Raw genomic sequence first — 13016 nt, forward strand, 5'->3', positions numbered from 1 at the left:
TCGTGATTCTTGTGGATGCCAATTGTACAACAGCAGGTACGGTTTAGCTGGCGCCGGCGAGCAGGGACTCGCGCAGCATGCCGGGCGTCCGGCCGGTCCAGCGCTTGAAGGAGCGGCGGAAATTGGTAGCATCATGGAAGCCAAGGTGCCGGGCGACGGCGTCGTTGTCGGCGCGGCGGGTCTGGAACAGATAGAGGGCGACGTGGGTGCGCACCTGGTCCAACTCGGCCTGGAAATGGGTGTTGTGGCGCGCCAGGTGGCGCTTCAGGGTGGCGGGGCTGACGCCGAAGTCGGACGCGGTCTGCTCCAGCGTGGGCGCGGCGCGCACGCGGGCCAGCAGGTAGTCGTAGAGCGCCGTCAGCAGACTCGGTGTCCCACCAGCGGCCGGTGATGGTTCGGCTGGTTCGGCTGGTGAGCCCTGTGCCGGAGCGGCATCCGCGTTGGCGGCGGGCCATGGCCGGTCCAGCCAGGCCGCGTCGATCAGCATGGCGTCGAGATGGCAGTCGAAGCGCAGGTCGGGGCCGAGGTGGACTTCATGCTGTTCCGTGTAGCGGGGGCGGGTGCGGTTGAAGCAGAAGCGCCACGGCAGGCGTTCGCCGCCGAGCCAGCGGCACATGGACGCCAGCGCCGTCATGTGCATCTCCGCCAGGAATGGCAACTGCCCCGGTGCGCCGTAGCTGTCGGTCCAGTACAGCGCCGCCAGGCCGCCCTCCTCGCGGAAGCGCGGGCAAAGCAGCGGAGACAATGCGCACTGGCTGTCGGCGAGTATCCGCAGCGCTTCGCGCAGGCTTGCGGCACGCAGCAGCGCAGCGCTGGCTGCGCCATGGCCGCCCGGCAGCATCTGCTGGCCCAGCATGAAGGCGGTGTCCGTGCTGTCCAGAACCCGCGCGGCATTTTGCAGCAGCTGCAGATACTGCTGTGGCGTCAAATACAGGTCTGCGGGAGGCAGGCTGGGGCCATCCAGGCCGGTGCCGCGCCATAGCGCCGGCAGTGCCGCATCGCGGCTGGCCGCGTAGTCCAGCACCTGCCACGGCTGGTGCCGCGCCGGGATCACCGCATCGCCAGCCCCGTGATAGGCGATCACGCCGCAGCCGCGCCGCGCCGGCCAGCACCGCTGCCTGCGCCACCGCCGCCTGCGCAGATACCAGCGTGCCCGGAATCGGCCCAAGCCCGCCACGCGTCGGCCGCATGGGCAGGTGCCATGTCGACCGCCTTGCCCAGCTCCGCCAGCAGCGCTTCCGGATTGCCCTCGGCCAGCGTGCACGCATGGCGCAGGCTCACCGCCACCTGCCCGGCCGGTGCCGCGTGACGCATGCGGCCCACCATGAAGCACAGATGCCCGGCCAGTTCCTGCGCTTGCTGCTGCGTCATCCCAGGCAGCAGGATAGCGTAGCGGTCGCCCGCATACCGGCACAGCAAATCCTCGTTACGCAGGTTCAGCAGCAGCATATGCCCCACCGCCTGCAGCACCCGGTCGCCTTCGCGCTGCCCATGCTCCCGGTTGATGCGATGGAAGCCGTCTATGTCCAGCAACACCAGCGCGCAAGGCGTGCCCGGCGCCCGCTCGTGCTCCAGCCGGATCTGCGCGCGCAAATAGTCCGCGCCCGCCAGCTGCGTCACGCGGTCGAACGCGCGATGGTCGCGGAACAGCCGCTCGCGCTTCTGCAAATGCTCGTTGAGGCTGAACTGCTCCTGGCGCCAGTAGTACATGCCGGCCGTCAGCGTCAGCATCCCCAGCGGCATCAGCGCTTCCAGCCAGTTGTCCCATACCTGATCTTTAGCGATGTGGAAGAACTCGTCCAGGCAATCCGCCCACGAACCCAGCATGATGGCGGCCAGTCCCAGCGCCAGCAGGCGCGTCACCAGGCCGCCCGGCCTGCTGCTCAGGGTGATCAGCAGCCAGATGCCCGCCATGGCGGCGGTCCCGCCCTCGCACAGGATATCCAGCCACTTCCAGTGCGCCAGCGGCTTGGCCTCGCCGAGACCCGCGTAAAGAATGGGGAACAGCAGCAGGCCAAAGGCCGACAGCATCAAGTAGGGGCGGTGCAGTTTGAGCATGGCGGCAGCATAGCGGCGCTTTATGACGGCCGCATGACACGTAGCGCAAACACCAGGGAGGTGCAAACGGCTCACTCGCCGCACCCGCTTTGTAACAGAAGCGACATATTCCCTTCCTAGAATGCCCGGCGTTACTTCAACATTTCAACCAATGAAAAAGATCATGCACAAGCCAACCGCGCCAACCTTCCGCCTGTCCGCCCTCAGCCTGGGCGTGCTCGCCATGCTGACGTCCCTGAGCCCCCTGACCGTGCACGCGCAAGTCGCCGAATCGACGTCGATGGCCGGCGTTGTCGTCATCACCGGCCAGCAAGCCAGCCTGCGCAAGTCCATCGCCGCGCAGGATAAGGCCGATAACATCATCAGCGTCGTCAGCAGCGACGACATCGGCGGCCTGCCCGACAAGAACGCCGCCGAAGCGCTGGCCCGCCTGCCGGGCGTATCGGTGCAGCGCGACCAGGGCGAAGGCCGCTACATCACCGTGCGCGGCCTCGGTCCCGACCTGAATGCCGTCACCATCAACGGCGCGCTGGTGCCCTCGCCGGAAGCGAGCCGCCGCGCCGTCGCGCTGGACATCCTGCCCGCTGGCCTGATCCGCTCCCTGGAAGTGAGCAAGACGCTGACGCCGGACATGGACGCCAACTCGCTGGGCGCCACCGTGGAAGTGAAATCGCTGTCCGCCTTCGACCTGCCGGGCAAAGTGCTGTCCGTGACCGCAGCGGCCAGCCGCGACCAGAACACCGAACAGACCAGCCCCAGCGCCGGCCTGCTGTGGGCGCAGCGCTTCATGGACGGCCACCTGGGCGTAGCCGTGGGCCTGAGCGGCGAAAAGCGCAAGTTCGGCTCGGACAACGTGGAAACCGGCGGGGCCTGGGACGGCGACAAGCTGGGCGGCTTCGAGTTCCGGGACTACCTGCCGGTGCGCGAGCGCCGCGCCGCCGCCATCAACCTGGACTACCGCCCTGTGGCCGGCAGCAACTGGTTCATGCGCAATCTGCTGAGCCGCTTCAGCGACGATGAAGTGCGCGACCGCCTCACCATCAGCAACATCGCCGGCGGCAGCATCGCCGAAGGCGCCACCGCCAGCGCACGCGCCGAACGCCGCCTGCGCCAGCGCAAATACACGCAGGAGATCCGCTCCACGGTGCTGGGTACCGAACAGAAATTCGGCGACTGGCAGCTCAGCGTGGAAGGCGGCACCAGCCGCGCCAACGAGGACACGCCGGAATCCATCAACGATGCGCGCTTCCGTGGCAACGCCAACTTCGCCGGCGTCGGCTTCACCGACGGCGGCAGGCCGCAACTGGTGGCGCCGACCGGCATCCATGACGCCGCCAACTACAGCCTGAACGCCATCACGCTACAGCAGCGCTACTCGGAAGACAAGGAACGCCATGCGCGCTTCGACCTGTCGCACACCTTTCCGGTGGGCGAGATGCGCTCGACGCTGAAATTCGGCGCCAAGACCAGCCGCCGCGAAAAGGCCAACGACACCAACCAGTGGGCCTACAACAGCAGCAAATCCAGCAGCGGCAACTACTGGGGCGCAGGCGCCACGGCCATGAGCGCCTTCGTGGGGGCCAATGAGCTGGACTACAAGCTTGGCCGTATCGGCACCGCCATCGATCCATCGGTGGTGCGTGCCCGCGTCGCGGGCCTGGACCGCAATGCAGCGCGCCTGGGGTCCGAATCGGCCATCAACGACTTCCGCATGAACGAGGACATCGATGCCGCCTACGTGCAGGATACGCTGTCCAGGGACGCCTGGCGCGTGCTGGCCGGCGTGCGCGCCGAGCACACCAGCTTCGACGCGGCCGGCTCGCAGATCAACGGCGCCGTCATCTCGCCGCTGCAGCGCGAGCGCTCCTACACCAACTGGCTCCCGTCGCTGCAGGCGCGCTACGACGCCGACGAGCACACCAGCATCCGCGCCGCCGTTACCAAGGCCGTGGTGCGTGCCAACTTCAGCCAGCTGGCGCCCGGCGTGAGCCTGGCCAGCGCCACCGAAGCCACCATCGGCAACCCGGACCTGGCGCCGCTGCAGGCCCGCAACCTGGACCTCGGCGTGGAACGCATCCTGGGCACGGACGGCACGGTGTCGGCCTACGCCTTCCATAAAGACATCAAGAACTTCACCTACGCCACCAACCTGGCCGGCACCGGCCAGTGGGCCAACTACACCACGGCCACGTCCTACGCCAACGGCGACAAGGCCAGCGTGAAAGGCATCGAACTGGCGTGGCAGCAGCCGCTGCGCATGCTGCCGGCGCCGTTCAGCAATCTGTTGGCAGGCGTGAACGCCACGCTGAGCGACTCCAAGGCCAACGTGGCGCGCTTCGACACCAAGGCCGGCAAGGTCCTGTCGCGCAGCATTTCCATGCCCGGCCAGTCGGACCGCGTGATGAACGTCATGCTCGGCTACGAACAAGGCCCGGTCAGCACGCGCCTGGCGCTCAACTACAAGTCGGAGTACCTGCTTGAGATGGGCGGAGACATCCTCAACCCAGCGCAGGACCGCATCGTGGACAGCCAGAAGCAGCTCGACTTCTCGTTCGCCTACCAGATCAGCAAGCAGCTGCAGCTGCAATTCGAGGCGTCCAACCTGAACAACGAAAAATACTACGTCTACCAGGGCGTGAAGAACCATAACGCGCAGTACGAGCAGTACGGCCGCACCTACAAGATCACCCTGAAAGCGAACCTGTTCTGATGATGAAGACTCATGCAATTCTGGTCGCGGCCATCGCCGCAAGTGTGGCCGCTCCGCTGGGCAACGCCGCCGCCGCCGCAGGGGCCGGGCTGCCGGCCGGCGTCACAACCGGCGCCGCAGGGGCGGCCGCAGGAGCTGCCAGCGACCTCGCAACGGCCGCAGGGCAGGCGACAAGGCGGCCAGCGCCCTTCGCCAGCCTAGCTGGCGCCACCGAACTGGCGGCGCTGCCGGACGGCGGCTGGCTGGCGCTGGACAAGAACAGCCTGCGCCTGCTGGACGCCAGCGGCGCCGAGCGCGCCCGCCACGTCGTGCGTGGCAAGCAGCTCGACACACGCAGCCAGCCTGGCGGCGTGCTGGCCACGCTCGTGGACTCGAACACCGAGCGCACTGTGGCCATCGATGCCGACCTCGCGGCCGGCACTCTGCGCCTGCAAGCGCCCTTCCCCGCGCCGTCCTTCGCCCCGGAAGCAGCCTGCCTGTACCGCGATGCGCAGCAGCTCAGCTACCAGTTCCTGATCGCCAAGGACGGCCAGGGCGAGCAGTGGCTGCTGGACGGCGCCGAGCGCAAACTGGTGCGCAAGCTGGCGCTGCCGACGCACGTACGGCACTGCCGCGTGGACGATGCCAGCGGCACGCTGTTCGTCAGCGAATCCGGCATGGGCTTGTGGGCCTACAGCGCGGACGCCGAGGGCGCCGGCGAACGCCACGCGCTGGCCCTGCGCCAGCCATATGGCAAGCTGGCCGCCGGCGCCGGCGCGGGGGCGCTGGCGCTCCTGCCGGGCGGCGTCGCCATGCTGGACGCCAAGGGCAAATCCTTGAGCCTGTTCAGCCAGCGTAACGGCGCATGGCAAGCGCAGGCGTCGCGCGCGCTGAAAGCCGCCGCCAACGGACGTACACTCGCCAGCCGCACCGGCGCCGCAGGCACCGAGCTGCTGCTCAACGACGAGGATGGCAAGCAATGGCACGCCGTCCCCGCCGGCGTGGTAGCCCGTGCGCCGACCGGTGCGGCAGGCAGCGCGCCCGCCATCGTCCTGCCGCGCGCCCAGACCGAACCGATGGCCCGCCTCGGCGACGCCGCCGACGATCCCGCCATCTGGGTCCACCCGACCGATCCGGCCGCATCGCGCGTACTGGGCACCAACAAGAAGCAAGGCCTGCTGGTCTACGACATGCAAGGCAAGCAGACCCAGTTGCTCGAATCGGGCCGCCTGAACAACGTGGACCTGCGCCAGAACGTGCTGCTGGACGGCGCCCGCCATGACCTCGCCCTGGCGACCCAGCGCGACGACAACACCATCGTCCTGTTCACGATAGATGGCAACGGCGTTGTGGCTGAAACGGCGCGCTTCCCAACCGGCCTGGAAAAGATCTACGGCATCTGCGTCTACCAGCCGGCCGGCGGCGGCCTGGAAGCCTTCGTCAACGACAAGGACAGCACCTTCCAGCACTACCGCATCGGCCGCAGGGACGGCGCCTTCACCAGCACCCTGCTGCGCAGCTTCAAGGTCGCCACGCAACCGGAAGGCTGCGTGGCGGACGACCGCACCGGCCGCCTGTTCGTCGGCGAGGAAAAGCGCGGCGTGTGGGCCTTGCCCGCCGCGGCGGAGAAAGGCTCGACCATGAGCATGGTGCTGCCGGTGGGCGGCGTGCTGACCGCCGACGTGGAAGGCATGTCGCTCTACCACGGCGCGCAAGCGAGCTATCTGGTGGTTTCCAGCCAGGGCAGCAACAGCTACGTGGTGCTGGACGCGGCCGCGCCGCACAGGGTGCGCGGCAGTTTCCGCATCGGCGTCAACGTGGCGGCGGGCATAGACGGCGCCTCCGAAACCGACGGCCTGGATGTCACGTCCGCCAACCTCGGCGGCGCCTACAGCCAGGGCATGCTGGTGGTGCAGGACGGCTACAAGCGCCTGCCCGACGGTCCGCAAAACTTCAAATACGTGGCCTGGTCCGATATTGCCACCGCCCTGAAGCTGCGCTAGAATGCGTTCGCTGCCCGATTTTCAGGCAGCGCCCATTCAGGAGTATGCGCCCATGACCATGTAAGCCCCCTCTGCAAGAGAACGCAAGACCGCCGCGCGGCCTGCGTACGACGTTACCTCGTCTGGAGCTTACTGACATGGCTGTACTTCTCAACGCCACCGCCACGGTGGCCACGGCGCCTTCCAACGCGCCTTCGCCTTCAGGCGTTTTCTCGATCTCCCTGCGCCAGCTGTCGCTCGCCCTGCCGTCCGGCCGTGCCGTGTTCGACCGGCTGGACGCGGTATTCCAGGCCGAACGCACCGGCCTGGTGGGCGCGAACGGCGCCGGCAAAAGCCTGCTGGCGCGCGCCATGGCAGGCCTGATCGAGCCCGATTCGGGTTCGGTTCTGCGCGAAGGCAGCGTCGTCTACGTGCCGCAGGAAGTGCGGCCGGCCGCCGGCGACACCGTAGCCGCCGTCGCCGGCCTCGCGCCGCTGTTCGCCGCGTTGCGCCGCATGAACGCCGGCGAAGTCCGCGCCGAAGACCTCGAACTGCTGGAAGGCCGCTGGCACGTAGCCGCCGAATTCGCCCAGGCGCTGGCCGACTGCGGCATGCCCGGCCTGCGTCCGGACGCCAGCGCAGAGGGCCTGAGCGGCGGCGAATTGATGCGCGTGGCGTTGGCCGGCGCCTTCCTGTCCAAAGCCGACGGCCTGGTGCTGGACGAGCCGACCAATCATCTGGACCGCGCTGGCCGCGCGTGGCTGCGCAGCCGCCTGCTGGCATGGCGCGGCGGCGCCATCGTCGTCAGCCACGACCGCGAACTGCTGGACGCCATGGAGCGCATCGTGGAACTGGATGCGGCCGGCCTGCAAAGCTACGGCGGCAACTACAGCCACTACGAGGCGCAGCGCGCAGCCGCCGACCAGGCCGCGCGCGGCGCGCTGGAACACGCCCGCAACGAACGCGAGTCGGTCCAGCGGGCGCTACGCAAGCAGCACGACAACCAGCAAGCACGCGCCGCCCGCAACGCCCGCGCGGGCAAGGAGGCCAATATCGCCCCCATCCTGCGCGGCAAGCTGAAACGCCGGGCCGAGGCGACGGCTGGCCGCGACGTCCAGCGCCGCGCCGAGACCATCGCACTCCACGACGACGCCGTGCGCGAGGCCGCCTCCCGCACGGCCGCGCCCGCGCCCGTCGCCCTGCTGCTGCCGGCCAGCGCCGTCCCGGCGGGCAAGCGCGTGATCCAGTTCGACCGCGCCGTGCCGCCGTTCCCACGCCCGCCTGCGTCCGCGCCACCGGGCAAGGCCGCGCTGGACTTCACCTTGGCCGGTCCCGTGCGGCTTGCCATCACAGGCCCCAACGGCTGCGGCAAGACCACGCTGCTGAAAATGATGGCCGGCCTGTTGGCGCCCCCTTCCGGCGTCTGCCACACCTTCGTACCGCACGCCTGGCTGGACCAGCACGCCACCGCCCTGCTGCCGCCCGCCCTGACTGTGCTCGAACGCCTGCGTGAACTCGACAGCCCGCTGCCGGAGGGCGAGCTGCGCAGCCGCCTCGCGCTGCTTGGCCTGCATGCCGCCCAGGTACAAACGCCATCGGCCAAACTGAGCGGCGGGGAGCGGCTCAAGGCAGCACTGGCCTGCGCTCTCTGGCGCAAGCAGCCCGCCCAGCTCCTGCTGCTGGACGAGCCCACCAATCACCTCGACCTGGCCTCGGTTCGCGCACTCGAACAGGCACTGCAAAGTTACACCGGCGCGCTGGCCGTGGTCTCGCACGACGCCCGCTTCCTCGATGCCCTGGAGCTTTCCCACACGCTCCACTGCCAAAACGGCTTTTGGGAGCTGACCGAGAAATGATATGCTCCTCCTGACACCATCACGGGAGGGCCAATGTCCATCGCTGAAAAACTATTCAAACTAAAAGAAGCCGGGTCGGACGTGCGGACCGAAACCGTGGCGGGGATCACCACCTTCCTCACCATGGCCTACATCATCTTCGTCAACCCCGCCATCCTCGGCGATGCGGGCGTGCCGAAAGAAGCGGTGTTCGTGGCCACCTGCCTGGCGGCGGCGCTGGGCACCGCCATCATGGCGCTGTACGCGAACTACCCGATCGGTATGGCGCCCGGCATGGGCCTGAATGCCTACTTCGCCTACGCCGTGGTGCTCGGCATGGGCGTGCCCTGGCAATCGGCGCTGGGCGCCGTGTTCATTTCCGGCTGCCTGTTCGTGGTCGTCAGCCTGCTCGGGCTGCGCGGGCTGATCGTCAACGGCATCCCGCATGCGCTGCGCACCGCCATCACGGTCGGCCTGGGCCTGTTCCTGGCGCTGATCGCGCTCAAGAGCGCGGGCATCGTCACTGCCAATCCCGCCACCATGGTCACAGCCGGCGACCTGCACAAGCCGCCCGCGCTGATGGCCATCTTCGGTTTCATGCTGATTGTTGCGCTGGACAAGCTGAAAGTGCGCGGCGCCATCCTGATCGGCATCGTAGCCGTGACGCTGCTCAGCTTCGTCTTCGGCGACAACAAATTCCATGGCGTCTTCTCCGCGCCGCCGTCGCTGGACCCGACGCTGCTCAAGCTGGACATCAAAGGCGCCCTGTCGGTCGGCATCGTCAACGTGGTGCTGGTGTTCTTCCTGGTCGAACTGTTCGACGCCACCGGCACGCTGATGGGCGTGGCCAACCGCGCCGGCCTGCTGGTGCCGGGCAAAATGGAGCGCATGAACAAGGCCCTGCTGGCCGACAGCGCCGCCATCGTGGCCGGCTCGCTGCTCGGCACGTCCAGCACCACCGCCTACGTGGAAAGCGCCGCAGGCGTGCAGGCCGGCGGCCGCACCGGCCTCACCGCGCTGGTGGTGGCCGTGCTGTTCCTGGCCTGCCTGTTCATCGCCCCGCTGGCCGGCGCCGTGCCGGCCTACGCGACGGCGCCTGCCCTACTGTTCGTGGCCTGCCTGATGCTGCGCGACATGGCGGACATAGACTGGAACGACACCACGGAAAGCGTGCCGGCCGGGATCACGGCCATGCTGATTCCGTTCACGTACTCGATCGCGCACGGCATCGCCTTCGGCTTCATCACCTACGCCGTGCTCAAGCTGCTGACCGGCCGCGCGCGCGAAGTGAAGCCTATCGTGTGGATCATCGCCGCCGTGTTCACGTTCAAGTACGCTTACCTTCCGGGCTGATTTCCTGGGCAAGACCTGCGAAACAGTCGACTCCTTGATCGCCAGGATGCCGACGACGTTGTGCAGCCGCATGCGGCACAACGTCAGAAGATCCTCCTCCGGCGCCGCCAAACGCATCCAGACTTCCATGCCCTGCGGGCACTGGCCAATCCGCATCCCCTCCAGCGCAATGCCGGCCCGGCGCACAATCGCGAGCGCGCTTTCCAGCGTGGACAGGGCTGCGTCTGCTTCTATCGTGAAGCGCAGGCTTTTCTGGGCAGGTAATGTGGTCGTGTTCATGTAAGAACTATACGGCCGGGGCGCAAAAATAGGCTTCCTGAAATTATCCGGTTTTCGCTACAATGAAGAATATTCTTCTTCAGCCATGGCGCAAACATGAATTTTTCACCGAACATCGACGAAACCGACCGCCGCATCCTGCGCGCGCTGCGCCGGGACGGCCGCCTGAGCAACACCAAGCTGGCGGAACAAGTGGGCCTGTCCACTACGCCGTGCTGGAACCGCGTGCGGGCGCTGGAGGAGAACGGGGTCATCGAGAGTTACACGGCGGTGCTGAACCAGCAGGCGCTGGGCCTGCCGGACACGGTCATCATCGAGGTAACGCTGGACCGCCACGACGACGAAATTTTCGAAAAGTTCGGCCAGGCGCTGGCCGAGCTGCCGGAAGTGATCGAAGCCTACTTGCTCACCGGCGAGTACGACTACCTGATCAAGGTGGCAGTGGCGGGCACCGCCGGCTACGAGGAATTCCTGCGCCGCAAACTGTACAAGCTGCCCGGCCTGCGCCACAGCCGCTCCACCTTTGTGCTGCGCTGCCTGAAGCGCGCGCATTCGGTGGAACCCTAGTCGAAATTGCGGCTGTCGAAAATGGCCGCCACCTCCGGCCGCCGGAAGTGCTCCACCACATATTCGACGAACACGCGCGTCTTCTGCGGCAACAGCTTCTTGCTGGCGTAGTAGATCGACACCGGCCCAGCGTCCGCGCGCCAGCCCGGCAGCAGCCGCACCAGTGCGCCGTTTTTCAGCCATCTTGAGGCGTGCGGCATCGGCAGCAGCGCCACGCCCAGGCCGCGCATGGCCGCGTGGGCCATCGCTTCCGGATCGTCGAAGATGATGCGCGGACGGCTGGTGGCCAGTCCCTCGTCGCCGCTGTCGTTGGCCAGCGTCCACACCTTGGCGCGCCCCGTGCCGGCCGAGCGCCGCACGATGCCGTCGAACTGCGCCAGGTCGGAGGGATGGCGCGGCCACTCGCGGCCTTGCATGTAGCCGGGCGACGCCACCGCCACCATGTTCACCTTAGTCAGTTCGCGCGCCACCACGCCCGGCGCCAATTCGATGCCGCCGCCGATGGCCGCGTCGAAACCGCCGCCAACCAGGTCCACCTGGCGGTTATCGAAATGCCAGTCCGGCAGCACGGCCGGATAGCGCTCCAGGAAGCCGTCCAGCAGCGGCAGCAGGTATTCGCGCCCGAACGCCAGCGCCATGCCCACTTTCAGCACGCCCGCTGGCTGGCCTTCATCCGCCGCCGCATTGGCGATGGCGTCCTGCACGGTGGAGAAGGCGCCGCCCACCTGGTGCAGAAAGCGCTCGCCTGCGCCGGTCAGCGTCAGGCTGCGCGTACTGCGCTGGAACAGGCGCACGCCCAGGCTGGCCTCCAGCCGCGCCACGTTTTTGCTGACGGCGGCGGGAGTGATCCCGAGCCGGCGCGCCGCCGCCGAAAAGCTGCCCGTTTCGGCGGCGTGGATAAAGGATTCAAGGTAGTTGAGCGGTTCCATGGCCCCATTTTATACCAGCAGTTGAAACTGATAGGACTGATTACCGGCTACCGGAGAGTTAATGCGTGGGACATACTGGGTTCATCAACCAACCCCAAGGAGAAACAAAATGAGCACCGTAACCAACAACACCACCTTCGCCAACAAAGTCGCCTTCGTCACCGGAGGCGCACGCGGCATCGGCGCGGCCATCGTGCGCCGGCTGGCCGCCGACGGCGCGGCCGTCGCCTTCACCTACCAGTCCTCGTCCGACGCGGCCGACGCGCTGGCGGCGAACATCACCTCCGCCGGCGGCCGCGCCCTGGCGATCAAGGCCGATGCCGCCGACGCGGACGCCGTGGTTGCCGCCATCGGCAAGACCGCCGCGGAATTCGGCAAGATCGATATCCTGGTCAACAACGCCGGCGTGCTGCGCATGGGCGACGTCGGCGAGTTCACGCTGAAGGACTTCGACGACACCGTGGCCGTCAACATCCGCGCCGTATTCGTGGCGGTGCAAGCGGTGCTGCCGTTCATGGACAAGGGCGGCCGCATCATCAACATCGGCAGCACCAACGCCATCCGCATGCCGTTCGCCGGCGGCGCGGCCTACGCCATGAGCAAGTCCGCGCTGGTCGGCCTGGTGCAAGGCCTGTCGCGCGACCTGGCGCCGCGCGGCATCACCATCAACAACGTGCAGCCAGGCCCGGTGGACACCGACATGAACCCGGAAAGCGGCGACTTTGGCGGCGCCCTGCACGCCCTGATGGCGATCCAGCGCCATGGCCGTCCCGAGGAAATCGCCGGCATGGTGGCTTACGTGGCCAGCCCGGAAGCGGCCTTCGTCACCGGCGCCCACTTGAGCATCGACGGCGGCTTCGCAGCCTGAGGCGCGCCACGCGCATACGGTTTGATCTGCGTCTAAGACCGCGTGCGCCAGACTCCTACACTGGCCTGACCGGGGGCGCCTTCGCCGCCGGCAGCCAACCAGGAGAACATCATGGAAATCCAGGACGACACCGAAGCGCTGCGCCAGCATTTCGCCAGCGTGGACCCGGACATGGGCGACGTAGAATCCGTCCACCAGGCCGATCTCGACCCGGCCACCTCGCTATTGCTGATGGCCGACCCCAAAGCAGCGCTCAAGGCCATGAACATCCCGGTCAGCAATGAGTCGGTTGTCAACGTCACCATGAAGAACCGGGCCGACCGCACCATGCTGGACCTGGCCGCGCGCGCCACGGCGCTGCGCCGCATCATCGTCATCGTCATCCATTACCGGAACTGCGATGCCGACATCATCATCATCGCGACCCGCTGATTGCCGGCATGTGCAAATTGTAAG

Annotated in this window: 10 protein-coding genes; 7 read left to right on the top strand and 3 right to left on the bottom strand. The window is 67.5% G+C overall.

Annotated elements, in window-relative coordinates:
• Positions 1 to 43: 43 nt before the first annotated feature.
• Both ACFJI2_RS11220 and ACFJI2_RS11225 read right to left on the bottom strand, forming a co-directional pair.
• On the bottom strand, positions 44 to 1084 hold the full coding sequence (locus ACFJI2_RS11220) for an AraC family transcriptional regulator ligand-binding domain-containing protein (RefSeq protein WP_377705066.1): 1041 nt from the start codon (positions 1082 to 1084) through the stop codon (positions 44 to 46).
• Positions 1081 to 2058 (bottom strand): GGDEF domain-containing protein, encoded by a 978-nt coding sequence (locus ACFJI2_RS11225; protein ID WP_377705067.1) that lies wholly within the window; start codon positions 2056 to 2058, stop codon positions 1081 to 1083. Before ACFJI2_RS11225 ends, ACFJI2_RS11220 begins: the two co-directional genes overlap by 4 nt.
• 163 nt (positions 2059 to 2221) lie before the next feature.
• Between ACFJI2_RS11225 and ACFJI2_RS11230 the strand changes: the two genes are divergently transcribed.
• The 5 genes from ACFJI2_RS11230 to ACFJI2_RS11250 all read left to right on the top strand — a co-directional run bounded on the left by ACFJI2_RS11230 (position 2222) and on the right by ACFJI2_RS11250 (position 10763).
• Positions 2222 to 4768, top strand: coding sequence for a TonB-dependent receptor (locus ACFJI2_RS11230; protein WP_377705068.1), 2547 nt, complete (start codon positions 2222 to 2224; stop codon positions 4766 to 4768).
• On the top strand, positions 4768 to 6750 hold the full coding sequence (locus ACFJI2_RS11235; RefSeq protein ID WP_377705069.1) for a phytase: 1983 nt from the start codon (positions 4768 to 4770) through the stop codon (positions 6748 to 6750). The genes ACFJI2_RS11230 and ACFJI2_RS11235 overlap by 1 nt, the downstream gene beginning before the upstream one ends.
• A gap of 137 nt (positions 6751 to 6887) precedes the next feature.
• Entirely contained in the window at positions 6888 to 8585 is a 1698-nt protein-coding gene (locus ACFJI2_RS11240) for an ABC-F family ATP-binding cassette domain-containing protein (RefSeq protein WP_377705070.1), read from the top strand.
• A 33-nt stretch (positions 8586 to 8618) separates the two neighbouring features.
• Entirely contained in the window at positions 8619 to 9917 is a 1299-nt protein-coding gene (locus ACFJI2_RS11245; protein WP_377705071.1) for an NCS2 family permease, read from the top strand.
• 375 nt (positions 9918 to 10292) lie between these two features.
• Entirely contained in the window at positions 10293 to 10763 is a 471-nt protein-coding gene (locus ACFJI2_RS11250; RefSeq protein WP_377705072.1) for an Lrp/AsnC family transcriptional regulator, read from the top strand.
• On the opposite strand, the gene ACFJI2_RS11255 is transcribed toward ACFJI2_RS11250, so the two are convergent.
• Entirely contained in the window at positions 10760 to 11692 is a 933-nt protein-coding gene (locus ACFJI2_RS11255; protein ID WP_377705073.1) for a LysR family transcriptional regulator, read from the bottom strand. The two genes, ACFJI2_RS11250 and ACFJI2_RS11255, sit on opposite strands and share 4 nt — an antisense overlap.
• 109 nt (positions 11693 to 11801) lie before the next feature.
• Here ACFJI2_RS11255 and ACFJI2_RS11260 point away from each other — a divergent pair, with 109 nt between their 5' ends.
• Positions 11802 to 12560, top strand: coding sequence for an SDR family oxidoreductase (locus ACFJI2_RS11260; RefSeq protein WP_377705074.1), 759 nt, complete (start codon positions 11802 to 11804; stop codon positions 12558 to 12560).
• Between the two features lie 111 nt (positions 12561 to 12671).
• Complete coding sequence (locus ACFJI2_RS11265) at positions 12672 to 12992, top strand: hypothetical protein (protein ID WP_377705075.1); 321 nt, start codon at positions 12672 to 12674, stop codon at positions 12990 to 12992.
• Positions 12993 to 13016 lie beyond the last annotated feature (24 nt).

This window comes from Pseudoduganella sp. UC29_71, assembly GCF_042693265.1.
Taxonomy (GTDB): domain Bacteria; phylum Pseudomonadota; class Gammaproteobacteria; order Burkholderiales; family Burkholderiaceae_D; genus Rugamonas.

Bases quoted from the DNA above. Each gene is read 5' to 3' on its own strand.
- ACFJI2_RS11225 (WP_377705067.1), bottom strand. From the start codon at position 2,058: ATGCTCAAACTGCACCGCCCCTACTTGATGCTGTCGGCCTTTGGCCTG.
- ACFJI2_RS11230 (WP_377705068.1), top strand. From the start codon at position 2,222: ATGCACAAGCCAACCGCGCCAACCTTCCGCCTGTCCGCCCTCAGCCTG.
- ACFJI2_RS11235 (WP_377705069.1), top strand. From the start codon at position 4,768: ATGATGAAGACTCATGCAATTCTGGTCGCGGCCATCGCCGCAAGTGTG.
- ACFJI2_RS11240 (WP_377705070.1), top strand. From the start codon at position 6,888: ATGGCTGTACTTCTCAACGCCACCGCCACGGTGGCCACGGCGCCTTCC.
- ACFJI2_RS11245 (WP_377705071.1), top strand. From the start codon at position 8,619: ATGTCCATCGCTGAAAAACTATTCAAACTAAAAGAAGCCGGGTCGGAC.
- ACFJI2_RS11250 (WP_377705072.1), top strand. From the start codon at position 10,293: ATGAATTTTTCACCGAACATCGACGAAACCGACCGCCGCATCCTGCGC.
- ACFJI2_RS11255 (WP_377705073.1), bottom strand. From the start codon at position 11,692: ATGGAACCGCTCAACTACCTTGAATCCTTTATCCACGCCGCCGAAACG.
- ACFJI2_RS11260 (WP_377705074.1), top strand. From the start codon at position 11,802: ATGAGCACCGTAACCAACAACACCACCTTCGCCAACAAAGTCGCCTTC.
- ACFJI2_RS11265 (WP_377705075.1), top strand. From the start codon at position 12,672: ATGGAAATCCAGGACGACACCGAAGCGCTGCGCCAGCATTTCGCCAGC.